The organism is Streptomyces eurythermus, from assembly GCF_014649115.1.
Lineage (GTDB): Bacteria > Actinomycetota > Actinomycetes > Streptomycetales > Streptomycetaceae > Streptomyces > Streptomyces eurythermus.
In genome coordinates, this window is sequence record NZ_BMSK01000007.1 from 63,298 (window position 1) to 88,949 (window position 25,652).

Consider the following 25,652-nt stretch of genomic DNA (forward strand, 5'->3'; position numbering starts at 1 on the left):
GGGGCGTTGCGGGCCGCTCGTGGTGGCCCGCAACGCCCCCCGGCACATCCCCGAGGGGTACTCGGGAAGTCTTCCGGGTTACGAGTTGACCTGCGCGGTCACCAGGTCCGAGAAGGTGGTCAGCCGGGTGTAGACACCCGGGTAACCGGCCTCCGCGCACCCCTCGCCCCAGGAAGTGATCCCTGCCAGGACGCCCCCGATGAGCAGGGGACCGCCGCTGTCGCCCTGGCAGGTGTCCACGCCGCCGGAGGAGTATCCGGCGCACACCATGTCGGACTGGACGAAGTCCGACCCGTAGGAGGAACGGCAGCTGGAATCGGACACGATCGGCACGGTCGCGGTCCGCAGCTGGTTGGAGGAGCTGCCGTTCTCCGAGGTGGTCCCCCAGCCGAGGATGCGGGCCGAGGTGCCGGCCGCGTAGACGCTCGTCTGCGAGGAGGAGACGTACTTGGCCGTGGTGTACGGCATCGACGTCGACAAGGTCAGCACGGCCACGTCGTCGCCGTTGGTGGCGTCCGTGTAACCCGGGTTGATCCAGATCCTGCTGACCCGGCTCACCGTGCCGTTGGTGCCGTTGAGGTAGGTCCGGCCCCCGACCACGCGGACGCTGCTCGTGGTCTCGCCGACCATACAGTGCGCGGCGGTGACGACCTTGGTGGGTGACACCAGGGTGCCGCCGCAGAACTGGTTCTGGGACGCGTCCGTGATCTGCATCATGAACGGGTACGAGGTCGTCGTGGTGGTCGTACCGCCGACGATGGGCTGGGGTGCGGCGCTCGCGGTGGGGGAGGCGAGCAGCGCGGTCGCCGCGGCGGCGGCGGTGGCCACCAGGGTCGCGGCGGTCTTTCTCACACGTCTGGGCCCGAACATGAGTCTCCTCAGTGGGGGTTGCACCGGTGGGGGGTCGCGCGGGTGTCGGTGGGCGGTGTGCACGGGGAGGTCGCAGGACCGACCCCGTGTGCCCGGGCGAGCGGCACGCCCTTTACGCTAGGACCCGGAACCCACGGCTCCCAATGAGGGAACCCCCTAAGGGGCTGGGTGAGGGAAAACCCTCGGTCCGGTTCAGTTAACTAGGGCCGTGCTCAGCGCGCCCGTCGAGCCGCCGCCAATCGGACGATGTCGACCCGCGACCGGATCCCCAGTTTGCGGTAGACCCGGGTCAGGGTCGCCTCCACCGTCTTCACGCTGATGAACAGCCGGGCCGCGATCTCCCGGTTGGTGGCCCCCTCCATGACCAGCGCGGCGACCTGACGCTCCATCGCCGCCAGCACCTCCAGCGCGGCCGGCGCCTCCGGCCGGTCCGGCACCGGTTCCGGCTCGGGGGCGGCGAGCGCGTCCTCCACCTGGCGCAGCCAGGGCAGCGCCCGGCAGCGCCGGAACATCCGGGCGGCCTCGTCGAAGGCCGCCGCGCCGGGGCCCCGGCCGCGCAGCCGGGCCAGCGCGAACGCGGCCCGCGCCTCCTCCAGGCCGTAGCCGAGCTTGCCGAGCCGGTCCTGAGCGGACGTCAGCTGGGCGACGGCGGCCTCCCGGTCGCCCCGGGCGGCACGCACCAGCGCCTCGGACCGGTCCAGCACGGCGAGCACGCTCTCCCGGCCGAGCCGGAGCGCGTGCTCCCGGCTCACGTCGATGACGTCCTGCGCCTCGGCCGCCTCACCGGTACGGACCAGCGCCTCCGCCAGATCCCCCTGCCAGCGGCCCCGGGCCGGGTCGGTGATGCCGAGCCCCAGCTCCAGGCTGCGCACCCGGCGCAGCGAGCGCACCGTGCCCGCCGGGTCCCCGGCCACCAGCTGGGCGTACCCGAGGGCGCCCAGCGCCCGGGAGAGGTACATCTGGTCGCCGTCCTCCTCGGCGTGCTGCACCGCCTCCCGGGCGAGCGCCAGCGCCCGGTCGACATCGCCGCCGGAGGCCTCCGCGAGCGAGGTGAGCATCGCCGAGGCGGTCTCGCCGATGCCCGAGTCCCTGGCCAGCCGCAGGCTGTCGCGGGCCAGGTCCAGGGCGCGCCCGCAGTGCCCGGCGCGCAGCTCGGTCTCGGCGAGGCCGCGCAGGAAGTGCACCTCGCTCTCCACCGAGCCGCGCCGGCGGACCTCGCGCAGCAGCGCGGTGACGGTGGTCCGGGCCTCGGCCAGCTGGTCGCCCATCACCAGCCAGCGGAACCGGGCGCTGCCCGCGCCGTTGTGATGGCAGGCCACCCGGGGATCCTGGGGCTCGCGCAGCGCCCGTTTGATGGTGCGCGGTGCCTCCGGATGGCCCATCAGGGTCTCGGTCTGCGCCTGGAAGGCCAGGGCGAGCAGCTCGGTGCGCCGGTCCTGGCCGCGCGCGGCCAGCTCGGCGGCGTGCGCGGCGGCCTGCCGGGCCTCGGTGAAGTCGCCCTCCACGATCAGCGCCCGCCAGGCCAGCTGGTAGTGCACCAGGGCCAGCAGCCGGGGGTCGTCCCCGGCGTCGGCGAGGGCCTGCGGGAAGACGGCGTCGACCTCGGTCATGGTGTGGCCGGCGGTGTCGATGACGATGATCCAGGCCCGTACCCGCTCGGCGGGCACACTCGCCCGGGTGAGCACCTCCCGGGCGATGTCCCGGGCCAGGTCGACCTCCCCGGCGGTGATCGCGTCCTCTGCGGCGGCGAGCCGGCGCTCCTCCGGGCCCGGGCTGCCGTCGGCGGGGGTGCGCCGCGCGGCGAGCAGCCCGAGCTGGGCGGCGACCGAGGGCGCCCCGCGGTCCCGGGCGAGGGCGGCGGCCTCGGCGAGCCGGGCGGCCACCTCCGGGTCCGTGCCGGTGGTGGCCAGGGCCAGGTGCCGGGCCCGCTCTATCGGGTCGGAGGCGGCGGTGGACAGCGCCGCGTGCGCCGCCCGCCGCTCGTGCGCGGGCGCCTCCGCGTACAGCGCCGCGGAGATCAGCGGGTGCGCGAACCGTACGGCGGGGGCGTCGGGCTCGGTGGCCAGCAGCCCGAGTTCGGCGGCCTGGGCGCACTCGGCCTCGGCGTTCTCCCGGCCGGCCGCGCGCAGCAGCGCCGGGGTGGGGCGGGCGCCGGCGCTGGCCACCAGCAGGGTGCGGCGGGCCTCCACCGAGAGCATGTCCAGGCGGCTGAGCACCAGGGCGCGCAGCGAGGTCGGCACGGGCAGCGGCTCGCCGGGCCGGGGCGGGGTGGGGCTGTCGGCGAGGGCACGGCCCAGTTCCAGGGCGAACAGCGGGTTGCCGCCGCTGGTGCGGTGGATCTCGCGCACCGTCGAGCGGGGCAGGCCGCCGTGGCCGCGGTGGTCGAGCAGCTGGGCGACCTGGGCGCGGGTGAGCGGGCCGAGCCGGACGGCGAGGGTGCCCGGCGGACAGGCGCGCAGCTGACGGTCGTACTCCTGGCTCTCCTGGCCCTCCGTGCGTACCGCGCACAGCAGTTGCACCGGGGTGCCCTCCAGGCGCCGGGCGGCGAAGCCGAGGAGTTCGGCGCTGGCCGGGTCCAGCCACTGCAGATCGTCGGCGACGACCAGCACCGGGCCGTCGGCGGCGAGCGCGCGCAGCGCGGAGAGCACCGCCAGGCGCAGCGCGAGGCCGTCGCGCTGGAGGCTGGACTCGCCGCGGCCGGTGAGCGCCGACTCCAGGGCGGTGCGCTGGGCGGCGGGCATCCGGGGGGAGACCTCGTCCAGGACCAGGCCGAGCAGATCGGCGAGGGCGAGGAACGGCAGATGGGATTCGGACTCCGTCGCCGAGCACCGCAAGACCGTGCGCGCGGTGGCACCGTATTCCTCGGCCAATGCCCGCAGGACGGTGGATTTCCCTATTCCGGCGGGGCCGTGGAGCAGCACACTGCCGCCCGAGGCGAGTTGCTCACGGGCGCCGGCGAACAGCTCTTCGCGGCCGATGACCAGGTCGGGGCGGCACCTGGCAGACTCCTGGAAGTCCCGTCGCACGGTCACCGCTCCCCTCCTGTGTCGTGTCCGGGCCAAATTCTAGGCAACGATCCCTGAAATTCGGACGGAAGCCGTGGTGAGGGAAATAACAAACGGTCAAGCAGAGGGAAATTCAAAGCGACGCCGGATGAATGGGCAGGTTTCCCAACCGTCTTCGGGCCACGGTCCCACCCGCCGGGTCGCGCTCACCGCCTCCCCTCGTGTGCGGACGCCCGGCTTCCGCGGCGCCGGACGCGGACAACTCCTGACCGCCTCGGGGCCGGTGCCCGGCCGCCCGGCTCCCGCCGTCACCCAGGACAGCACGTCCGGTTCGCGCCACGCCAGGGTCACGCCCCCGGCTCGTGGCGGTGCGGTCGGCGGCCCGCCCCCGGCTCGTGGCGGCGCGGTCGGCCGTCCGTACCCGGCGAGCGGTTCGGCCCGCGGTCCCCGGCCGGCGATCCGGGGCACCGGCGCCCGCACCACCGCGTGCGCCCCGCACCCCTGTTCCCGGCCGGCACCCTGACCGACCGCCCCGGGCTGCGGCCGGGCCCTGGCGGGCGGCTTCCGCGCGTCGTTCCCCACCACCGGCGCCTGTTCCACGTCGTGCGCCGCCGCCATCGCCACCGCCACCGCCGCCGTCGCCGTGTCCGGCGGCTGGTCGCCGAGCGGCCGGGGCGAGCGCGGTGCGCCGTGGAGCGCTCCGCGCCTTCGTTCCCGGTCGGCGCCCCGAGTGACCGCGCCGGGCTCCGGCCGGGCCCTGGCGGGCGGCTCCCGTACCTCGTTCCCCACCACCGGCGCCTGTTCCACGTCGCGCGCCACCGCCGCCGTCGTCGCCGTGTCCGGCGGCTGGTCGCCGAGCGGCCGGGGCGAGCGCGGTGCGCCGTGGAGCGCCCCGCGCCTCTGTTCCCGGTCGGTTCCCCGAGCGACCGCCCCGGGCTCCGGCCGGGCCAGGGCGGGCGGCTTCCGCGCCTCGTTCCCCACCACCGGCGCCTGCTTCACGTCACGCGCCACCGCCATCGCCGCGTCCGGCGTACGGTCGCCGAGCGGCCGGGCCGGGCGCGGCGCGCCGTGGAGCACCCCGCGCACCCCGCGCACCCGGCGCCGCATCACCACCGGCACCGCGAGCACCGCGTGGATGGCCTCGGCGGCCACCGGGGCGTCGTACGCATGGCTGACCCGCCGCGACCGCGCGCAGTCCGGCACCGCGTACGACCGGGCCGGCGCCCCCGCCGTGCCGCCCGGCCCGGGGCCGGAGGTCACCGTGAGCGAGCGCGGCGCCGCCGTGGCCGGGGCGCTCGGCTCGCTGACGCCGAGGCGCGGCCGGCCGGGCTCCACGAGGCCGTCGAAGGCGACGGGCGGCTGCCCTGTGGCGCGCCGCGGCGGGGCCGGCGCGCCGCGTGTCCCCGCCGCCACGGCCTCTGCTGCCACCTTGACGCTCCTTCGGTGCGGGCGACCCCGTTCGGGGGTAGTGAGACCCGCATCACGGATTAGACGATGCCGGGGAGCCGCCCGGCAATGGTCCGGTACCGAGGAGGACGTGGATGACGGCGACCGAGACGTTCCGCGAAGCCAGGGACTTCCTGCTGGCACACCGCGAGGACTACACCACCGCCTACGAGGGCTTCCGCTGGCCCCGGCCCCGGCACTTCAACTGGGCGCTGGACTGGTTCGACGTCATCGCCGAGGGCAACGACCGCACGGCGCTGCACATCGTCGAGGAGGACGGCACCGAGACCCGGCTGTCCTTCGCCGAGCTGTCCGCGCGCTCCAACCGGGTCGCCCGGTGGCTGCGCGAACGCGGGGTCGCCCCCGAGGACCGGATCCTCGTCATGCTCGGCAACCAGGCCGAGCTGTGGGAGACCGCGCTGGCCGCGATGAAGCTGCGCGCGGTCGTCATCCCGGCCACCCCGCTGCTCGGCCCCGCCGATCTGAGTGACCGGGTGGAGCGGGGCCGGGTGCGGCACGCCATCGTCCGGGCGGAGGACACCGCCAAGTTCGCCGACGTGCCCGGCGGCTACACCCGGATCAGCGTCGGCGGCCTGCCCGAGGAGGGCTGGGAGCCGTACGAGGACGCCTACGCGGCCCCCGCCGACTTCGTCCCGGACGGCCCGACCCTGGCCGACGACCCGCTGATGCTCTACTTCACCTCGGGCACGACCGCCCGCCCCAAACTGGTCGAGCACACCCACACCTCGTACCCGATCGGCCATCTGTCCACCATGTACTGGATCGGGCTCGAGCCCGGCGACGTCCACCTGAACATCTCCTCGCCCGGCTGGGCCAAGCACGCCTGGTCCAACCTGTTCGCCCCGTGGAACGCGGAGGCGACCGTCTTCGTCGTCAACTACACCCGCTTCGACGCCGGCCGGCTGATGGCCGAGATGGACCGCGCCGGCGTCACCACCTTCTGCGCCCCGCCGACGGTGTGGCGGATGCTCATCCAGGCCGACCTCACCCGGCTGGCGAACCCGCCCCGCGAGGCCGTGGCCGCCGGCGAACCGCTCAACCCCGAGGTCATCGAACAGGTCCGGCGCGCCTGGGGGGTGACCATCCGGGACGGGTTCGGCCAGACCGAGACCGCCGTGCAGGTCGCCAACACCCCCGGCCAGCCGCTGAAGACCGGTTCCATGGGCCGGCCGAGCCCCGGCTACCGGGTGGTCCTGCTGGACCCGGTCTCCGGCGAGCCGGGTGTCACCGAGGGGGAGATCGCCCTCGACCTGGCCGAGCGCCCGGCCGGCCTGATGACCGGCTACCACGGCGACCCGGACCGCACGGCCGAGGCCATGGCGGGCGGCTACTACCGCACCGGGGACATCGCGACCCGGGACGAGGAGGGCTACCTCACCTACATCGGGCGCAGCGACGACGTGTTCAAGTCCTCCGACTACAAGGTGAGTCCGTTCGAACTGGAGAGCGCGCTGCTGGAGCACGAGGCGGTGGCCGAGGCCGCGGTGGTGCCCGCCCCGGACGAGCTGCGGCTCGCCGTGCCCAAGGCGTACGTCGTGCTCGCCGAGGGCTGGGAGCCCGGGCCCGGCACCGCGAAGGTCCTCTTCGAGCACTCCCGTGAGGTGCTCGCCCCCTACAAGCGCATCCGCCGGCTGGAGTTCGGCACCCTGCCCAAGACCGTCTCCGGCAAGATCCGCCGGATCGAGCTGCGCGAGGCCACGGCCGAGGGCTCGTCCGACGAGTACCGCGAGGAGGACTTCCGCTGACCGCGCGGCCCCCGCACACGGCGGCCGAGGTGACCAAGGCCGCCGTGTGCGGGGGCGGTGAGCGTGTGCGCGGGGCCGTGCGGTACGAACACGGCGGGCCCGTGCGGGGCGTCAGTCCGGCAGCAGCACGAGGGAACCGGTCGTGGCGCGGGACTCGATCGCCCGGTGGGCCTGCTCCGCCTCGGACAGGGCGTAGGTACCGCCGAACCGTACGCGCAGTACGTTGCCGGACAGCGCGCCGAAGACCTCGTTCGCGCGCCACAGCACCTCGGCGCGGGTCCGGACGAAGTGCGGCAGCACCGGCCGGGTCACCAGCAGCGAACCCAGTTCGGCCAGACGTTGCAGATCGAACGGGGGCACCCGGCCGCTCGCGGATCCGAACAGCGCGAGGGTGCCGCGCGGCCGGAGCGAGGCGAGGCTCGCCTCGAAGGTGGCCGCGCCGACACCGTCGTAGACGGCGTGGACACCCTCCCCGTCCGTCAGTTCCCGGACCTGACCGGCGAGATCGTCGCCGTAACGCAGCACGTGCCAGGCCCCGGCCTCCCGGGCGAGCTTCTCCTTCTCGTCGGTGGACACGGTGGTGATCACCTTGGCGCCGCGCGCCGCGGCCCATTGCACCAGGAGCTGGCCCATACCGCCGGCCCCCGCGTGGATCAGGACCGGCTCCTCCGGCGCCGGCCGGTACACCGACTCCAGGAGGTAGTGCGCGGTCATGCCCTGCAACAGCGCGCCACCGGCGACCTGCCAGTCGATCCCGTCGGGCACCGGCACGCACTGGTCGGCGGGGACGGCCACGAGCTCGGCGTAGCTGGACCTGCCGTACGCCCAGGCCACCCGGTCCCCGACGGCGACCTCGGCCCCCTCGCCCACCGCCACGACCTCGCCCGCTCCTTCGAGGCCCGGAATGGGCAGTTCGGCGGGATACTCCCCCCTGCGCACGTAGACGTCGCGGTAGTTCACACCGATCGCCCTGGTCCGCACCAGCACCTCACCCGGCCCGGCGACCGGGTCCGGCATCCGGCGGTACCGCAGCGCGTCCGGGCCGCCGGGCTCGGTCACCACTATCGCGTGCACGAGGTCTCCCTTTCTCGTTCCCGTCGGTTCGACCGTTCTCGTTCCCGGTTCGACCGCATCACGCCGTCCGGGCCTTGTGCGCGCGGCGGAACCGGTACAGCACCGGTTCGGTGTAGCCGTTCGGCGCCGTCGCACCCCGCGTGATCAGTTCGCGGGCCGCCTGCCACGCGAGGGAGGATTCCCCCGCGGACAGCAGCGGCCGGTAGCCCGGCTCGTCGCGGAGGCGGTCGTCCAGGACCGCCGCCGTCCGGCGCAGGCCGTCGTCCACGTCCTGTGCGGTGATCACGTCGTGGAGCAGCCAGTTCGCCAGCATCTGGGTCGACATCCGCAGGGTGGCGCGGTCCTCGAGGACGACGACACCGTCGAGGGCGGGCATCGGGGAACTGGCGACGGCGCGCTCGATCCAGCGCACCGCGTAGCCGAGGACGGTGTAGCAGTGGGCGTCCAGCTCCGTCCGCAGATCAGTGACGGTTCCGGCGACCGGCGGACGCAGGAGCTCCTCCAAAGAGTGGCGCGGTCCGGCCGCCGCGATCTCGCGCTGCACGCCCGCGATGTCCACCTGGTGGTAGTGCACGGCGTGCAGCGTCGCGGCGACGGCGGTCGGCACCCAGGTCATCCCCGCGCCCAGGGAGAGCTGGCCGCTCTTGGACTCGAACAGGTCGCGCATCCGGCCGGGCGTGGGCCACATGCCCAGCCCGATCAGACCGCGGTCCTGAAGGCCGGCGGCGAGGCAGGTGTCGACGTGCCACCGCTCGTACGCCTGCTGCCAGGTCTGGGTCCTCATGGCGGCCTTGCGCACCACGGGCCCGGCCGCCATCGAGGTGCGGATCTCGTCGCCGGTCCGGTCGAGCAGGCCGTTGTTGGTGGAGACGACCCGATGCCGGACCGCCTTCAGGCACGCCGCCAGGTTGACGGTGGTGCGCCGCTCCTCGTCCAGCAGCCCCAGTTTCACCGTGTGCTCCGGGAGCCCGAGCAGGCACTCCACGCGGCCGAACAGCTCGTCGACGAAGGCGAACTCGTCCGGCCCGTGCAGTTTCGGCACCGCCAGATACACCGCGCCGGCCCGGGAGTTCACCCGGGAGGTGTCGCCCCGCAGGTCGTGCAGCGCCGCGAGGGTGGTGATCACGGCGTCCACGATGACCTCGGGCACCTCGGCGCCCTCGGGGTCGAGGATCGCGTCCGTGGTCATCAGCGGCCCCACGATCCGGGCGAACAGCAGGGCCCGCCCGGGGAGCGACAGGTGGCCGCCGTCCGGGGCGGTGTACCGGCGGTCGGGGTTCATGCCGCCGCCGTCCGGCGCCGTGTAGCTGCCGCGCATCAGACGCAACCAGGCGCGGTGGACCTCGATCTTGTCCGTGACGTCCACGGCGGCGACACAGTCCTCGAAGTCCATGATCGTGGTGATCCCGGATTCGGGGACCACGTCCTGGATGCCGGCCGCGTCGAGCCGGCCGAACTCGCCGTCCGGGTCGAACTCGATCTCCACGTGCAGGTGGTGATGTTCGATCAGCACGGCCGACGGCCGCGCGGGATCACCGCGGAATCCGGCCAGCCGCGCCGTGGGGGCCAGTGTGCCGGACGTGCCGTCGGACAACTCCACGCGCAGTACGCCGTCCACGACCTGATAACCCGTCGCATCCGCGTGCGAGCCCTTGTCGAGCGGCGCCATCACGTCGAGGAGGCCGCGCGCGAAGTCGATGACGGCCTTGCGGCGTTCGGCGGCGTCTCCCGGGGGGATCACGTCGGTGTCGTACAGGGCGCGGTACAGCGACCCCCACCGGGCATTGACCCCCTCGATCGCGAAGTCCTCGTCCACCACCGGCACCAGCAGCTGCGGGCCGGCGATCCGAGTGATCTCCGCGTCCGTTCCGGCGGTGTCCACGGTGAACGGCTCGGGCGTCGCGGCCAGGTAGCCGATCTCGGTCAGATACCGGCGGTACGCGTCCGCGTCGAAGTCCTCGCCGCGGTGCTCGGTGTGCCAGGCGTCCAGGCTGTCCTGCAGTTCGCGGCGGCGGGCCAGCAACGCGCGATCGCGCGGCGCGAGGTCGGCGATCAGCCGCTCGAACCCCGCCCAGAACTCCCCGGCGGCCACGCCGGTGCCGGGGAGGGCCTCCAGCTCCACGAAATCCCGGAACGCGCGCGCGACCCGCAGGGACCCGATCCGGACCCGTGCGTCCGCGGCGACGTCAGCGATGCTCATACAGGCACCACACCATCGACGCCTCCAATTTCTTCAAGATCTTCAGGTTCTCGATGGACTCGACGACGTCCACCGATCCGATGCAGGCATCGACGACCTGCTCGCTCACCAGCCGCGCGGCCTCCGGCTTCGCCCGCACCGTCGAGACCTCCACGCCGGCCGGCATGTGCTCGCGCACGAACTGCAGGGTGGCCGGGTGTGCCGCCGCCGTGCGGATGTCCGCCAGTCCGCCGGAGAAGTCCGAGTGGACCGCGACGCACATGGGCTTGGTCGGTGACTCCCAGACCCCGACCATCGTCATCGACCGCAGCTTGCTGAAATGAAGGTCGACCCAGGAGTCGACCACCGCTCCGTCGCGCATGTCCAGATAGCCGGCGGCGACCAGCGCCTTGCCGCCGTGTGTCTCACAGTTGTCGATGGCGGCACGGAAGGAGGGGAAGAGTTCGATGTTCTCGCCCCCGATGCGGAGGGCCTCCGCGTGCGCGTCCGTCCCCGACGGACCGAGCGTCTTGATGACGTCCTGCTTCACCATGATGCAGTCCCCGTACTGCTGGAAGCGTTCGATTCGTAGGTTTTCAGGTGGGCGGCCTCGCCGACGGTACGGCAGCCGGACAGGGCGAGATCCGTCTCCAGTTCCTCGCGCAGCAGCGACAGCACCGCCTCGACGCCCGACTCGCCGCCGACGGCGAGCCCGTAGAGGACCGGCCGCCCCAGCAGGACGCCGTCGGCGCCGCGCGCCAGGGCCTTGAGTACGTCCGTGCCCGAGCGGATACCGCCGTCGACGAGCAGTTCCACCGTGTCGCCGACGGCGTCCCGGATCTCCGGCAGCACCGTGAGCGCGGGCACGGCTCCGTCGAGCTGACGCCCGCCGTGGTTGGAGACCACCAGCGCGTCCACGCCGGAGCGCACCGCCCTGACGGCGTCCTCGCGCGTCAGGATGCCCTTCACGACGAGCGGCAGCCGGGTGCGCGCCCGCAGCCACTCGATGTCGCCCCACGCCAGTGAGGGGTCGAACATCTCGGTGGTGTGTGTGGCGACGGCCGAGCCCGCGCCCGAGGCCCGTTGCGCTCCGGTCGCGGCCTCGCCGCGCAAGTGGGCGGCGTAGACGTCGGGCGGCAGCGCGAAGCCGTTGCGGTGGTCTTTGAGGCGACGGCCCAGCCGGGGCACGTCGACGGTGAGCATGAGCGCCTGGCAGCCCGCGGCCTCGGCCCGGCCGACCAGTTCGGCGGTGGCGCCCCGGTCCCGCAGCCAGTACAGCTGGAACCACAGGTCGGCACCCGACTCGGCGATGCGTTCCACCGGTGTCCCGCTGAGCATCGCCACGGTGAAGGGCACGCCCGCCGTCTTCGCCGCGCGTGCGGTGGCCGACTCGCTGTGCGGGTGGACCAGCCCGTGGTAGGCCATCGGCGCGATGGCCACCGGCAGGCTCGCCTCGGTGCCGACCAGGCGGGACGCGGTCGACACGTGCGACACGTCCCGCAGCATCCGCGGGGCCACGTACAGGTTGTCGAAGGCGCGCCGGTTCGCCGCCACGCTCAGTTCGGCACCGCTGCCGCCGGAGACGAAGTCCCAGGCGCCGGGCGGTGTCACGGCGCGGGCCGCGTCGGCGAAATCGGCCACGGAGTGCGGCGGGCTCGGTTGCCCGGCCTCCACCACGTCCGTCACCGCTCCTCCCGCTGGTCCCGTTCCGCCTTCCTGGCCTCGAACAACGCCTTGACGTTGCCCTTGCCGAAGGTCTCGGCACCGAACCGCTCGATCACCTCGAAGAAGAAGGTCTTCCGCGGATGCGTCGAGTAGGTGAAGATCTGGAACAGCTCGCCGCCGTGGTCCCGGTCGGCGAGGATGCCCAGTTCGCGCAGCTGCTCGACCTCGTGGCGCTTCACACCGCCGAGGCGGTCGGGCAGCATGTCGTAGTAGGCGCCCGGAGTGTCGAGGAATCGCACCCCGCGCCCGCGCAGGTTCTGGACGGCCGTCACGATGTCCGCGCAGCCGAACGCGATGTGCTCGATCCCGGGCCCGGCGTTCTTCTGCACGAACTCCGCGATGAAGTCCATGGCCTGTCCGGGCTTCGCGGCGGACTCCACGATGGTGAACGTGATGTCGCCCGCGGCGTTGCGCACGACCTTGGAGTCCATGCCCTGACCGCCGACCATGGTCCGGTCCTCGAAGATCACCGAGAAACCCAGGACGGATTCGTAGAACTTCACCGCGTTGCTCAGGTCGCCGGCGCCGACGAGGTAGGCGAAGTGGTCGAGGACGCCGAACTCCACGGGCGCCTGCGGCGCGGACTCCGGTGCCGGCACGATGCCCGGCGGCAGCTGCCCGGGCTCGGCGTCGTCCGGGCGCTCGACCAGACCGTGCCGGACGTCGCCGAACGCGCCGAAGCCGGCGACCAGCACACCGGCGCGCTCGACCGGCTCGAGCACGGCTTGGGCACCGTTGGCGACGGCCTCCTCGAAGGCCGCACGGACCGACGGCGTGCGCAGCCAGATGCTGGCCACGCCGTCACCATGGGCGCGGACCCATGCGGACACCGGGGAACTCTCGGTCAGCCCCTGGGTGAGCAGGAGGACGCTGTCCCCTTGCCTCAACGCGATCGAGCGGTGGGACCGGATGCTCTCGCTCGACGTTCCCGCTATCTGGAAGGCGTATTTGGACACGAGATCCTGGGCGGTCGCGTCAGCGTCTTCGACATAGAACTCGACGTGATCCAGCCGAGCATCACGCAACACATGCATGGCAGCTCTCCAAACGCTTTGAAGTGACCGAAATCAGACGTGGGGATTAGGCCGAGAGATCCCCCAGAACGCTCTGACCTGCGGCTGACACACTCCATTGGCAAGTGCGGCTCGCTCGACTCGAACTTACAGTCCCCTCGGGCGGCTCGGCAACGGTCGCATTCTGTGACACGGCAAAAGATGAAGATTAAATCTATGTTTCAGTGCACACCCGATGTGCGCTGAGCAGGCAATACTGAATCGCCGATTGCAATTCTTGCGAATCTGACGCTCGGCTTCCTGTGGATTCCACGAACTTTTCCACGGCCCGTCTTGACGGCGCGAAATGCGTGAAAGAGGATCGAGTCTCTTTTGTCCTGAACAGTCACATATTGACGGGGTGTGAAGGGCGGCGACGTCATACCCTGCGCGAATAACAGAACCCCTTGTCCGCAGAACGGACAAGGGGTTCGGTCAGAAAGGCGTCATCGCGGGAGCGGCGCGGGCACCACGCGATCCGCCGAGTCGGCCGTCTCGGGGACGGTCCGCCGCACGGAGAGCAGTGATACGCAGGCGACCAGCGCGGACAGGACCGGAACGGCCACCGGTCCCCCCGTCGACAGGGCGAGGCCGCCGACGGCGCCGCCGACGGCGACACCCAGGAACTGCACGGAGAAGTGCAGCCCCAGCGCCTGGGACCGCTGCGAGGGAGCCAGGGCGGCGATCCGGGTCTGCTGGGCGACTCCACCGCAGCACCAGAAGGCACCCAGGCAGAACAGCACCGGGAACGCGACGATCTCCGCCACGGCGCGGGGATGCGTGGCCGCGCCGACGGCGACGGTCGCGAGGAGCAGCGCCATCAGCGTGAGAGCCACCCGCAGCACCCGCGCCACCGGCACCTTGACGAGGATCCTGCCGATCGCGCGCCCGGCCAGGAAGGCTCCCGCACCGAAGACGATCATCAGCGCCGCGACACCCTGGCTCCCCATCCCGGTCGCCCGCTCGACGATCGGCGCGAGATACGTGTAGGTGCAGTACGCGGCGAGGAAGACCCCGAAGGTGGTCAGCAGGCTCCACCGGACGGCCGGGCTGCGCAGCAGTTCGGCCCGGCCGCTGCCGGCCGGAGCCACCGGCACCGTCGGCAGCAGGACCGCCAGCATCAGCGCGGTCGTCAGCGCCAGCGCCGTGACGAACAGGAACGTGCCCCGCCAGCCGAGCAGTCCGCCGATCAAGGTGCCGATCGGCGCGCCCAGAGTGAGCGCCAGCGCGTTGCCGGTGGCGGTGACCGCGATCGCTTTCGGCATGTCCTGCGGACGGCTGAGCGCGGCTGCCGCCGCGGCCGCCGGCGCGACGAGCAGGGCCGCGCTCGCCGCGGCCAGCACCCGCGCCAGGGCGAGCACGGCATAGTCGGGCGCGCCCGCCGCGAGGGCGTTGCTGAGCGCGAAGGCCAGCATGGCCCCGATCAGCACCGGCTTCGGCGGCACCCTCCGGAACGCGCCGATCAGCGGCGGCCCGGCCAGGGCGTAGACCAGCGCGAAGACCGTGACCAGCTGTCCGCACACCGAGACGGACACGTGCATGGAGTGCGCGACCGCCGGCAGCACACCGGCGATGACATAGCCCTCGGTGCCGACGGTGAAGGTGGCCAGCGCCAGCACGTAGACCCGGGGGTTCACGCCGGCCCCGGTGCGGTGGGGACCGGCGCGGCCAGCCGCCGGCGGGCGAGGTCGTCGGCGGCCCGCGCCGTCGTGATCCCCCTGCGCGCGGCCGTCTCGAACAGGCCGGTCAGGGTGTCGGTGATGGACTCGATGCGCTGGACCGCCTTCTCCGGTCCGTCGCCGAGGACTTCGCGCGCGACCGCGTTGACGACACCGCCGGCGTTGGCGATGTAGTCGGGGGCCCAGAGGATGTCGCGCTCCCGCAGCAACTCCGCCACGCCGGGGTCGGCCAGCTGGTTGTTGGCCGCGCCCGCCACCGCGCGGCAGCGCAGCCGCGCCACCAGATCCCGGGTCAGCAGGCCGCCGAGCGCGGCGGGGACGAGTACGTCCACCTCGGCGGTGGCCGCCGCGTCGGGTTCGGTGAACACCGCGCCCAGTTCCGCGCCGAGCGAGCGCTTCGCCGGGTCGACATCGCTCAGGACCAGGTCGGCTCCCGCTTCCGCCAGCTGCCGGGCGATCTGCTCCCCGACGTGTCCCAGGCCGATCACCGCGAATCTCCTGCCCGCCAGGGCCGGTGAGCCGAACAGCGCCAGACAGGTCGAGCGCAGCGCGGCGACGACGCCGAGGGCCGTGAACGGCGAGGGGTCACCGCTCCCGCCGGCGGACTCCGGCCGGCAGAACACGTACTCGGTCCGTTCGCCGATGACCGCCATGTCGGCCGGTCCGGTGCCCGCGTCGGGGCCGGTCACGTAGGAGCCGCCGAGCTCCGCCACGATGTCGCCGACGTCGTGCAGCGCCGCGCGCCGTTCGTCCGCGGTGACGCGCCGCCCGGGAGGAAGGACCACGACCGTCTTGCCGCCGCCGTTGGGCAGTCCGGCGGCGGCGCACTTGCGCGTCATGCCCTCCGACAGGCGCAGCGCGTCGCGCAGACCGTCCTCCCAGCTGTCGTACGCCCACATCCGGCAGCCGCCGACCGCACGGCCGAGAGCGGTGGAGTGCACTGCGACGACGATCGGCAGCCCGCTTCGCCGCCCGCGTCGTATCACGACCGATTCATGACCGAACTCCATCGGAGTCTCCACGCGTCCTCCAGTGCACCCAGATGCTTTCGTACCGTCGCTGGGGACCAGGTCCCGCGGCGCCCGCTGTCCAGCCTGCCGAGGACCGCTCCGCGGGACCAGAACCGAATCTGAGAACTTCCAGCCGTTGTCTTTGCGAAGTCCACAAAGAAGCGGCAAGCGCGTTCTAGATCGCCTATCGTCGATGCATGGTCGCAGCGCGGCTGCCATACGTTCGCGAGAAGGATCACTACGGAATCCACATCGGAAGGGGCCATGGTGGAGCCCGTGACCGAGGGGGCCGGGGCGCAGGCCGACACCGCCGAGGCGTGGCAGCCCGTCGTCGAACTCTGTGAATCACTCGCCGCGGAACTGCCCACGGTGATCCCGAAGATCGTCGACCGCATACGGCTCGAGATACCGAGCTATCGGATCGTGGACCGCGAGCAGCAGGAACGTGACGTCACCCGTCACTACCAGGGACTGCTGACCGGGGTGGCCGCCCGCCGCTCGCCCACCCGGGAGGAGATCGACGCCGCGCACGCGCTCGGAGCCGAACGCGCCGCCACCGGCCTGCCGCTGCACGCGCTGGTCGAGGCCTACCACGTCGGCTATCGCGAGATGTGGAACGTGCTGCTCGCCCGCGCCCGGTCGCACGACCCCCGGGCCGGCGCGCAGCTCGTCTCGATCGTCGGGATGGTCTGGACGTGGGTGCAGCATTCGAGCAGCGCGGCCGCCGAGGCGTACGGTGCCGCCGTCCGCGCCGCCGATGCCACGCTGCTGCGGCTGACCCACCAGTTCCTCGACGGCCTTGTCACCGCCGCGCCCGCGGGCGTCGACCTGGAGCAGCTGGCCGCCGCCCTCACCTTCGACCCGGCCGGCGAGTTCCAGGCGCTGTGCTCACCGGCCGAGGACTGGCCCGACGAGCGCATGATGGAGCTGCGGCACCACCGGTGGCCGGGCACGCTGCGCTGCGCGACGCGCGGCAACCTCATGATCACCCTGGTCCAGGACATCCCGCCGCGGGCCGTGGTCGAAGCGGCCCGGCGGCAGAACCCCGGGGCGAGCTTCGGCATCGGCCTGCCGCGGACCGGGCTCCCCGGCGCCGCGATGAGCATGGCGGACGCGCGGGCGGCGCTGCCCCTGGCGGATCCGGGCCAGGTGAAGTACTTCGCCGACCACTGGCTGCTCGCCACCCTGGCGCCCACCGCGCAACGCTTCGCGGTGCTGCTGGAGCCGTGCCGCCAGGTCGCGCGGCAACACCCCGACCTGGCGGAGACGGTGCTCAGGTTCGCCGAGAACGGTTTCTCGCTCTCCGCGACCGCCCGCGTCCTGCACGTGCATCCGAACACCGTGAAGTACCGCCTCCAGCGCTGGCAGCAACTCACCGGCTGGGACGTACGCACCTGGCAAGGGCTGTCGTCCACCATCATCGCGCTGGGCCTGCCGACGCTCTGAGACGCCCGTCCGGCCGCTGCTCGACGCACCCTTCCTCGGGGCCGCCCGTGTCGCACGGGCGGCCCTTCCGTGCTTTCCGGGGGCTGGACCGCTCTTGACGACCTTCGCCCACCCGCTTACATTGCTTCCAGATAGTAGAAGTTATATTCCGCAATACGGAAAAGATTGCGGAGATTGACAATCGGGAGACTGTGCTCACCGCGGGGCGCGACGGGAGTACGCATCCGAGAGGCCGAAGCAGGAGTACTCGATGGCTCGTATGACCGCTGCCCGCGCGGCAGTTGAGATCCTCAAGCGCGAGGGCGTCACCGACGCCTTCGGTGTGCCGGGCGCGGCGATCAACCCGTTCTACAAGGCCCTCAAGGAGGGCGGCGGCATCCACCACACCCTCGCCCGCCATGTCGAGGGCGCCTCGCACATGGCCGAGGGCTACACCCGTACCAAGCCGGGCAACATCGGCGTGTGCATCGGCACCTCCGGACCGGCCGGCACCGACATGATCACCGGCCTGTACTCCGCCATCGGCGACTCCATCCCGATCCTGTGCATCACGGGCCAGGCGCCGACCAGCGTCATCCACAAGGAGGACTTCCAGGCCGTCGACATCGCCTCGATCGCCAAGCCGGTCACCAAGATGGCGGTGACCGTCCTGGAGGCCGCGCAGGTCCCCGGCGTCTTCCAGCAGGCCTTCCACCTGATGCGCTCCGGCCGTCCCGGCCCGGTCCTGATCGACCTGCCGATCGACGTCCAGCTCACCGAGATCGAGTTCGACCCGGAGACCTACGAGCCGCTGCCGGTCTACAAGCCCACCGCCACCCGCGCCCAGATCGAGAAGGCCATCACCTTTCTTCTGGAGTCGGAGCGCCCGGTCATCGTGGCCGGCGGCGGCATCATCGGCGCCGACGCCGCCGACCTCCTGGTGGAGTTCGCCGAGCTGACCCAGACCCCGGTCATCCCCACCCTGATGGGCTGGGGCGCGCTGCCCGACGACCACGAGCTGAACGCCGGCATGGTCGGTGTGCAGACCTCGCACCGCTACGGCAACGCCAACTTCCTGGAGTCCGACTTCGTCCTCGGCATCGGCAACCGCTGGGCCAACCGCCACACCGGCTACAAGCTCGACGTCTACCGCCAGGGCCGCAAGTTCGTCCACGTCGACATCGAGCCCACCCAGATCGGCAAGATCTTCCCGCCGGACTACGGCGTCGTCTCCGACGCCAAGGCCGCCCTGGAACTGTTCGTCGAGGTGGCCAAGGAGCTGAAGGCGGCCGGCCGGCTGCCCGACCGCGGCGCCTGGGTGGCCTCCACCCAGGAGCGCAAGGCCACCCTGCTGCGCCGTACGCACTTCGACAACGTGCCGATGAAGCCGCAGCGCGTGTACGAGGAGATGAACAAGGCCTTCGGACCGGAGACCCGGTACGTCACCACCATCGGCCTGTCCCAGATCGCCGGCGCGCAGATGCTGCACGTCTACAAGCCGCGCCACTGGATCAACTGCGGCCAGGCCGGCCCGCTCGGCTGGACCATCCCGGCCGCGATCGGCGTCGCCAAGGCCGACCCGGACTCCCCGGTCGTCGCGCTCTCCGGCGACTACGACTTCCAGTTCCTGATCGAGGAGCTGGCGGTCGCCGCCCAGCACAAGATCCCCTACGTGCACGTCCTGGTGAACAACGCCTACCTGGGCCTGATCCGTCAGGCGCAGATCGGCCTGGACATCAACTTCCAGGTCAACCTGGAGTTCGAGAACATCAACACCCCGGAGCTCGGCGTCTACGGCGTGGACCACGTCAAGGTCGCCGAGGGGCTCGGCTGCAAGGCCATCCGGGTCACCGAGCCGGACCAGCTGGGCGCCGCCTTCGAGCAGGCCAAGAAGCTCGCCGCCGAGTACCAGGTGCCGGTCGTCGTGGAGGCGATCCTGGAGCGGATCACCAACATCTCGATGAGCCGCACCATGGACATCAGCGACATCTCCGAGTTCGAGGACCTGGCCACCGAGCCCGGCCACGCGCCGACCTCGATCAAGACGCTGAAGGTCTGACAGCTCTGACAGGCCCGACAGCCTGAGACAAGCCAGGGGCGGCCCGCCCGGGGGGACGGGCCGCCCCTTCGGCATGCCCTCGGCCGGATCCGCGGCCCCCGGACCCACCGCCGTGGTCGTGCCCGGCCCCGCCGCCACCGTCCCAGCCGTCCCACGGCGTGCCGTACCCGCCGAGTACCCGCGGCGACGGACGGGAGGCGGCCGGTGAACGGGCCGGGCGGGCGAAGTCCGGCACCAGGACGGCCGGCGCCCGCTCACCGCGCCGTCGGGACCTGGGACAACGGCCCCGCTCGCACGGCGCCGTCAGCGCGGGCCGGGCCGCCCGGGCGCGCCGGGGCGGCGAGCGGGCGCGCCAGCCCTCGGCCGTCGGCCGGGCCCGCGGCCGGCGAGGGACCGGTACACCACGGCCCGCGCGGGCGGTGCGCAGGGGCCGGCGGGTACGGGCCGGCGAGGACCGCCTGCTCCGACGGGTGCCGTATCGGCGCGCCCCATGGCCGGTCGCGGTCTTGCGCGGCGTGCCGGACCGGCCCGCCCCGACCGCCCCGCCGGGTGCGGTGCGAGCACGGCGACTGGCACGGCGCAGCGGTCGCGCTCCCCCCGTGGCAGCGCGACCGCGCACCGGTCCGGCGCGGCGGGAACCGGCGCCGTACGGTCCGTGAGACACCCCCCGTACGGGGCCCGCCACCCCCGTGCCGGCGGGCCCCGTCTGTCGTAGCCTGCCCGCCCGAAGCGGCCGCCGAAGCCTCATCCGCCCTGTTCAGAGCTTGATTTGAGGGTTGCGTAGCCGGGCTACGACCCCTGCCGCAGGCGGGGCCGTCAGAAGTCGTACTCGCCCAGTCCGGGCCAGTCGTCCGGGCCGCCGCCCTGCCATTCGATCAGGTCGCTCTCCTCCACCTCGATCCGATCGAGGTCGGCCAGCCGGAGGATCTCCACGACGTCGTCCAGGTGCGAGGCGATCCCCAGCGTCACGTCCCCCTCGGTGACTCGCCGGGAGCCGTCCAGGGCGGGGGAGTGGACCACGATGTGCGGGTGCTGTGTCGGGTTGCCCATGCCTTCAGCGTGCTGCGGATGCCGGGCACGCGCACGCCGGGGACCCGGTCGCGGACAGCGCGAAAGCGCCCCCTCCCAACCGGAGGGGGCGCTTTCGCGCACCGTATGGTGGCCGTCCGACGGCGCGAGGCTGGGCGCGACAGATCGTTCGCGCCGCCGGACGGAGCTCGGGTACCTCCGCGGTGATGCCGGAGGTGGGGCTGGGACCGCGGTGGCCACGACGGAGGCGGACGTCCCTTCCCTCTGGTCGAGAAGGGGGCCCGGGTCTCCTTCACCACCGCACTGGCTCGCACGCCACCGCGGTCCTCGCCCTGCCCGCCGCACCGGGTGATCACCCCTCATCCGGATCACCCGGGGCGGCGGGGTCTTCGCGTCCGGGGCACGACCTCCCCGTCACGTCCCGGACGCAGTCTTGGGACTCAGTCCTCGCGCAGGGCGCGGACCGCCTCCTCCACGCGCTTGCCGTACTCGGGGTCGGCGGCGTGGAAGTGGGCCAGGTTCTTCTCGATCACGTCGTCGCGGGAGACCTGCGAGAGGCCGCCGGCGATGTTCGCGACCAGACGGGACTTCTCCTCCTCGGACATCAGCCGGTACAGCTCGCCCGCCTGGAAGAAGTCGTCGTCCTTGGTGTGCGCCGGGGCGGCGTGGTTGCCGGTGTGTCCGGTCACCGCCAGCGGGGCGGACAGCGGGCGGCCGGTCTCCACCGGGCCGTCGTAGGAGTTCGGCTCGTAGTTCTTGGCGTGCCGGCCCTGGCCGTTGACCGCCATGAAGCCGTCGCGGCCGTAGTTCTGGGCACCGCCCGGGACCGCCTTGGGGGCGTTCACCGCGAGCAGGGTGTGGTTGACACCGAGGCGGTAGCGGTGGGCGTCGGCGTAGGCGAACAGCCGGCCCTGGAGCATCTTGTCCGGGGACGGACCGATGCCGGGCACGAAGTTGTTCGGGGAGAACGCGGCCTGCTCGACCTCGGCGAACACGTTGTCCGGGTTGCGGTCGAGGACCAGGCGGCCCACACGCTGGAGCGGGTAGTCCTTGTGCGGCCAGACCTTGGTCAGGTCGAACGGGTTGAAGCGGTAGTCCGCCGCCTCGGCCGCCGGCATGATCTGGACGTACAGCGTCCAGGACGGGTGCACACCGCGCTCGATCGCCTGGAGCAGGTCGGTCTGGTGCGAGTTGGGGTCCTTGCCCGCCAGCTCCTGCGCCTGCTCGGTGGACAGGCAGCGGATGCCCTGGTTGGTCTTGAAGTGGTACTTGACGAAGAAGCCCTCGCCCTTGGCGTTCGTCCACTGGTAGGTGTGCGAGCCGTACCCGTTCATGTGGCGGTACGACGCCGGGATGCCGCGGTCGCCCATGAGCCAGGTCACCTGGTGCGTGGCCTCGGGGGCGTGCGCCCAGAAGTCCCAGACGTTGTCGGGCTCCTGCTTGCCGGTGAACGGGTCCCGCTTCTGCGAGTGGATGAAGTCGGGGAACTTCAGCGGGTCCTTGATGAAGAACACCGGGGTGTTGTTGCCGACGAGGTCGTAGTTGCCCTCTTCGGTGTAGAACTTCACCGCGAAGCCGCGCGGGTCGCGGACCGCGTCGGCGCCGCCGAGGTTGTCGGCGACGGTGGAGAAGCGCACGAAGACCTCGGTGCGCTTGCCGATCTCGCCGAGGAAGTCGGCGTGGGTGTAGCCGGTGACGTCGTCGGTCACCTCGAAGTGGCCGTACGCGCCGGAGCCGCGGGCATGCACGACACGCTCCGGGATCCGCTCGCGGTTGAAGCGCGCGAGCTTCTCCAGGAGGTGCTGGTCCTGGATCAGGAGCGGGCCGCCGACGCCGGCGGAGGCGGAATTCTGGTTGTCGGCGACCGGTGCGCCGGACTCTGTCGTGAGCACGCGCTTCGACATCGTGGACCTTCCGTGCGGGTGTCAGCGGAAAACTGTTTCCGCTTTGTGGAGCCTAGAAGTGGGGCGATCTGAGCGTCAACACTTTGTTGAAGCCGATTCCGGACCGCGGCGCCGCCTGGGCGCGACAGGACAGGTGTCAGCGGCGCCGCGGTCCGGAAGTGCGAGGGGTCGTCAGACCTGGGCGCCGGAGAGGCGCTCGACGGCCCGCAGCAGGGCCGAGTGGTCCAGGCCGCCGTCGCCCTGGGCGCGCAGGCTGGCGACCAGCTGGGCGACCACGGCGCCGACCGGGAGGGCCGCGCCGACGTTGCGGGCGGCGTCGGTGACGATCCCCATGTCCTTGTGGTGCAGGTCGATGCGGAAGCCGGGCTTGAAGTCGCGGTTGAGGAAGTTGTCCTTCTTCCGCGTCAGCACGGTGGAGCCGGCCAGGCCGCCGTTGAGGACGTCCAGGGCGGCCGCGAGGTCCACGCCCGACTTCTCCAGGAAGACCACGGCCTCGGCGCACGCCTGGATGTTCACGGCGACGATCAGCTGGTTGGCGGCCTTCACCGTCTGGCCCGAGCCGTGCGGACCGCACAGCACGATGGTCTTGCCGAGCGCCTCGAAGATCGGCTTGGCCTCGTCGAAGTCGGCCCGCTCGCCGCCGACCATGATGGACAGCACCGCCTCGATGGCGCCGGCCTCGCCGCCGGACACGGGGGCGTCCAGCACCCGGATGCCCTTGTCCTTGGCGGCCTTGGCCAGGTCCACGGAGGTCTGCGGGGTGATCGAGGACATGTCGATCAGCAGGGCGCCGGACCTGGCGTTCTCCAGGATGCCTTCGGGGCCGTAGGCGATGGCCTCGACCTGCGGGGAGGCGGGCACCATCGTGATGACCACGTCGGCGTCGCGCACGGCCTCGGCGATGGAGCCGGCCGCGGTGCCACCGGCGGCGGCCAGGCGGTCCAGCTTCTCCTTCTCCAGGGTGTAGCCGGTGACCTGGTAGCCCGCCTTGATCAGGTTCTCGGACATGGGGGAGCCCATGATGCCGAGGCCGATCCAGGCGATCTTGGGAAGGTTGCTCATGGTTGAGGGTGCCTCTCTTGCTGCGCGTACGTCTGTGAAGGGCGGCTGGTGTGCAGGAGCCGGACGGCTCAGCGGGCCGCGCGGGCCTCGCGCGGGAGCCAGTCGAACGCCTCGGCGCTCGGACGGTCGCCCGGCTTGTACTCCAGGCCGACCCAGCCGTCGTAACCGGCCTTCCTCAGCCGGCCGAGCAGCTCCTCGAGGGGGAGCGAGCCGGTGCCGGGGGCGCCGCGGCCGGGGTTGTCGGCGATCTGCACGTGCCCGGTCTTCGCCGCGTAGGCGTCGATGACCGCGGGCAGGTCCTCGCCGTTCATGGACAGGTGGTACAGGTCCATCAGGAACTTGGCGTTCCCGAGACCCGTCGTCGCGTTCACCTTGTCGACGACCTCCACCGCGGCCGGCGCCGACACCAGCGGGTACAGCGGCGACTCGGGCTTGTTCAGCGCCTCGATCAGCAGGACGGCGCCGATCCGGTCGGCCGCCCGGGCCGCGAGGGCGAGGTTCTCCAGGGCGAGCGCGTCCTGCTCGGCCGGGTCCACGCCCTCGACGCGGTTGCCGTACAGCGCGTTGAGCGCCGTGCAGCCGAGGGAGGCCGCGAAGTCGGCGGCCACGTCGATGTTGGCGCGGAACTTCTCCGACTCCTCGCCCGGCAGCGACAGGGCGCCGCGGTCGGGGCCCGGCAGCTGACCGGCGTAGAAGTTCAGGCCCGTGAGACGGACCCCCGCGTCCTCGATCGCCTTCTTCAGGGCGTCCAGCTCGGACCGGGCCGGAGTGGGGGAGTCGATCCAGGGCCACCACAGCTCGACCGCGGTGAAGCCCGCCGCGGCGGCGGCCGCGGGGCGCTCCAGGAGCGGGAGTTCCGTGAAGAGGATCGACAGGTTGACGTTGAAGCGCTGGTCTGCGGCGGTGCTCCACTCGAAACCTGGCATTCGGGCCGCGCTCCCTTCCGTTGGTCGAGTTTCCGTATTACGGAAGTTCGTTTCTGCGTAATGGAAGATTGCCGTCGTGTGTCGCCGCTTGTCAAGGGGCCTCCGCAAGAGCCGCCCTCCGCGGCCGCCTCGCGCGTTAGGTTGGGCGCGTGCGATTGAGAGTGGAGTTCACGACCGAGCCCTTCGACCTGGACGAAGCGCCCGCGCACGCCCTGGTGGCGCGCGAGGTCATCGAGACCGCCGAGCTGGACGCCGTGGACGTCGGGCCCTTCGGCAACACCGCCGAGGGCGGCGCCGACCGCGTGCTCGGCGCGGTGGACGCCCTGCTGCGCAAGGCCCTCCAGGCCGGTGCCACCCGGGTCTCGCTCCAGGTCAACGTGATCGGCGACGAGGCTCGGGAGGGTGATAGGTGACCGGGGACGAGCCCTTCATCGCGGCGGTGAAGCCGCTGGTCGACGCCATGGGCGGGACGATGCTCCCGCCCGACGAGGCCGGCCCCGAGGATGTCGTCCTCGCCTGGGAGGGCGCCGACGTCGTCGCCGTACGCCTGCCCCAGCTCGCCGACTCCCTCGACCACATCCTGGCCGCCATGGAGCGCAAGGAGGGCCGGCCGCTGGCCGATCTGGACCGCAAGGCCAAGCAGGAGGTCGTCCGGATCCTGGAGGCGCGCGGCGCGTTCGCCGTGCGGCACGGGGTGGAGACCGTGGCGAGCGCGCTGGGCGTCAGCCGCTTCACGGTCTACAACTACCTCAACCGCGAGAAGGGGCTCTGACCGGGGCGGGAGTGCGGGCGCAAGGGCCGTTCGGTCCCCAACCCGGCTTGTTACGCGGAATTTTCAACAAAGTGTTGACGTGGTGTTTCCGAGGGCGTTAGCTATCCGCAGCCCGTTCAGCACAACGGCCCGAAGCGGCCACGGAGGCTCCCGTGACTACCACTTCCACGCCCCCGGGCCTGTCCCGGTTCAACGACCTGGAGGAGCGCGAGGCCCTCGCGGCCCTCCTCGAGGCGTGCGCCTCCACCGAGTGGGCCCGGCGACTGCTCGCCGCCCGCCCGTACGCCACCCCGGAGGACCTCTACACCGCGAGCGACGCCGCCATGGCCGAGCTGACCCCCGCGGACCTGGCGGAGGCGATGGCCGGACACCCGCCGATCGGGCGGCCCAAGCCCGGCGACCCGACCTCCGCCCGCGAACAGCGCGGCATGGCCGGTGCCTCCGAGGAGCTCAAGGCGGAGATGCTCGAACTCAACCTGGCCTACCAGGAGAAGTTCGGGCATGTCTTCCTCATCTGCGCCACCGGCCGGACCGGCGAGCAGATGCGCGACGCGGTCAAGGAGCGGATCGGCAACTCGCCCGAGCAGGAGCGGGAGATCGTCCGCACCGAGCTGGGCAAGATCAACCGCATCCGACTGGCCCGACTCGTCGAAGAGGACGCCTGACACC

20 protein-coding genes are annotated in these 25,652 nt (G+C 72.2%); 6 read left to right on the forward strand and 14 right to left on the reverse strand.

All coding sequences use genetic code 11. The features are described from left to right. Positions 1–78: 78 nt before the first annotated feature. From IE251_RS14880 to IE251_RS42095, 3 genes are all read right to left on the reverse strand, one after another. Positions 79–870 (reverse strand): S1 family peptidase, encoded by a 792-nt coding sequence (locus IE251_RS14880; RefSeq protein ID WP_030777972.1) that lies wholly within the window; start codon positions 868–870, stop codon positions 79–81. 212 nt (positions 871–1,082) lie between these two features. After that, positions 1,083–3,902, reverse strand: a complete 2,820-nt coding sequence (locus IE251_RS14885; protein WP_189753421.1) for an ATP-binding protein — start codon at positions 3,900–3,902, stop codon at positions 1,083–1,085. 90 nt (positions 3,903–3,992) lie between these two features. Next, entirely contained in the window at positions 3,993–5,303 is a 1,311-nt protein-coding gene (locus IE251_RS42095) for a hypothetical protein (RefSeq protein ID WP_189753422.1), read from the reverse strand. A gap of 113 nt (positions 5,304–5,416) precedes the next feature. On the opposite strand from IE251_RS42095, the gene IE251_RS14895 reads away from it, so the two are divergent. Then, on the forward strand, positions 5,417–7,087 hold the full coding sequence (locus IE251_RS14895) for an AMP-binding protein (RefSeq protein ID WP_189753423.1): 1,671 nt from the start codon (positions 5,417–5,419) through the stop codon (positions 7,085–7,087). A 111-nt stretch (positions 7,088–7,198) separates the two neighbouring features. On the opposite strand, the gene IE251_RS14900 is transcribed toward IE251_RS14895, so the two are convergent. From IE251_RS14900 to IE251_RS14930, 7 genes are all read right to left on the reverse strand, one after another. Next, positions 7,199–8,161, reverse strand: coding sequence for a quinone oxidoreductase family protein (locus IE251_RS14900; RefSeq protein ID WP_189753424.1), 963 nt, complete (start codon positions 8,159–8,161; stop codon positions 7,199–7,201). A gap of 58 nt (positions 8,162–8,219) precedes the next feature. Next, positions 8,220–10,361 carry a malate synthase G gene (locus tag IE251_RS14905; RefSeq protein ID WP_189753425.1) on the reverse strand — a complete coding sequence of 714 codons (2,142 nt, stop codon included), beginning with the start codon at positions 10,359–10,361 and terminating at the stop codon, positions 8,220–8,222. Beyond that, positions 10,348–10,893 carry a hypothetical protein gene (locus IE251_RS14910; protein ID WP_189753426.1) on the reverse strand — a complete coding sequence of 182 codons (546 nt, stop codon included), beginning with the start codon at positions 10,891–10,893 and terminating at the stop codon, positions 10,348–10,350. Before IE251_RS14910 ends, IE251_RS14905 begins: the two co-directional genes overlap by 14 nt. Then, complete coding sequence (locus tag IE251_RS14915; protein ID WP_189753427.1) at positions 10,887–12,026, reverse strand: alpha-hydroxy acid oxidase; 1,140 nt, start codon at positions 12,024–12,026, stop codon at positions 10,887–10,889. The genes IE251_RS14910 and IE251_RS14915 overlap by 7 nt, the downstream gene beginning before the upstream one ends. After that, positions 12,023–13,099: a 4-hydroxyphenylpyruvate dioxygenase gene (gene hppD, locus IE251_RS14920; RefSeq protein WP_189753428.1), complete on the reverse strand. Its 1,077-nt coding sequence runs from the start codon at positions 13,097–13,099 to the stop codon at positions 12,023–12,025. The genes IE251_RS14915 and hppD overlap by 4 nt, the downstream gene beginning before the upstream one ends. A gap of 464 nt (positions 13,100–13,563) precedes the next feature. After that, positions 13,564–14,754 carry an MFS transporter gene (locus tag IE251_RS14925; RefSeq protein ID WP_189753429.1) on the reverse strand — a complete coding sequence of 397 codons (1,191 nt, stop codon included), beginning with the start codon at positions 14,752–14,754 and terminating at the stop codon, positions 13,564–13,566. Continuing rightward, the gene (locus IE251_RS14930) at positions 14,751–15,737 is read right to left on the reverse strand and encodes a Glu/Leu/Phe/Val dehydrogenase family protein (protein ID WP_229896771.1); all 987 of its coding nucleotides are present in this window, start codon (positions 15,735–15,737) and stop codon (positions 14,751–14,753) included. The genes IE251_RS14925 and IE251_RS14930 overlap by 4 nt, the downstream gene beginning before the upstream one ends. A gap of 333 nt (positions 15,738–16,070) precedes the next feature. Between IE251_RS14930 and IE251_RS14935 the strand changes: the two genes are divergently transcribed. Both IE251_RS14935 and gcl read left to right on the forward strand, forming a co-directional pair. Then, positions 16,071–17,252: a PucR family transcriptional regulator gene (locus tag IE251_RS14935; RefSeq protein ID WP_189753430.1), complete on the forward strand. Its 1,182-nt coding sequence runs from the start codon at positions 16,071–16,073 to the stop codon at positions 17,250–17,252. Between the two features lie 250 nt (positions 17,253–17,502). Then, the gene (gcl, locus tag IE251_RS14940) at positions 17,503–19,290 is read left to right on the forward strand and encodes a glyoxylate carboligase (protein WP_189753431.1); all 1,788 of its coding nucleotides are present in this window, start codon (positions 17,503–17,505) and stop codon (positions 19,288–19,290) included. 816 nt (positions 19,291–20,106) lie between these two features. Here the strand turns inward: gcl and IE251_RS14945 are convergent. The 4 genes from IE251_RS14945 to IE251_RS14960 form a co-directional block, all read right to left on the reverse strand. After that, positions 20,107–20,340, reverse strand: coding sequence for a hypothetical protein (locus IE251_RS14945; protein WP_189753432.1), 234 nt, complete (start codon positions 20,338–20,340; stop codon positions 20,107–20,109). A 419-nt stretch (positions 20,341–20,759) separates the two neighbouring features. After that, a complete protein-coding gene (locus IE251_RS14950) occupies positions 20,760–22,223 on the reverse strand; it encodes a catalase (protein ID WP_189753433.1) in 1,464 nt (487 codons plus the stop codon). A 171-nt stretch (positions 22,224–22,394) separates the two neighbouring features. Then, positions 22,395–23,285 carry a 2-hydroxy-3-oxopropionate reductase gene (locus IE251_RS14955; RefSeq protein ID WP_189753434.1) on the reverse strand — a complete coding sequence of 297 codons (891 nt, stop codon included), beginning with the start codon at positions 23,283–23,285 and terminating at the stop codon, positions 22,395–22,397. A gap of 68 nt (positions 23,286–23,353) precedes the next feature. Continuing rightward, positions 23,354–24,211: a TIM barrel protein gene (locus tag IE251_RS14960; RefSeq protein ID WP_189753435.1), complete on the reverse strand. Its 858-nt coding sequence runs from the start codon at positions 24,209–24,211 to the stop codon at positions 23,354–23,356. 149 nt (positions 24,212–24,360) lie between these two features. On the opposite strand from IE251_RS14960, the gene IE251_RS14965 reads away from it, so the two are divergent. From IE251_RS14965 to uraD, 3 genes are all read left to right on the forward strand, one after another. Continuing rightward, on the forward strand, positions 24,361–24,624 hold the full coding sequence (locus IE251_RS14965; RefSeq protein WP_037700656.1) for a YkoF family thiamine-binding protein: 264 nt from the start codon (positions 24,361–24,363) through the stop codon (positions 24,622–24,624). Between the two features lie 47 nt (positions 24,625–24,671). Continuing rightward, entirely contained in the window at positions 24,672–24,983 is a 312-nt protein-coding gene (locus tag IE251_RS14970) for a helix-turn-helix domain-containing protein (RefSeq protein WP_234469983.1), read from the forward strand. Between the two features lie 152 nt (positions 24,984–25,135). Continuing rightward, positions 25,136–25,648: a 2-oxo-4-hydroxy-4-carboxy-5-ureidoimidazoline decarboxylase gene (uraD, locus tag IE251_RS14975; RefSeq protein WP_189753436.1), complete on the forward strand. Its 513-nt coding sequence runs from the start codon at positions 25,136–25,138 to the stop codon at positions 25,646–25,648. Positions 25,649–25,652 lie beyond the last annotated feature (4 nt).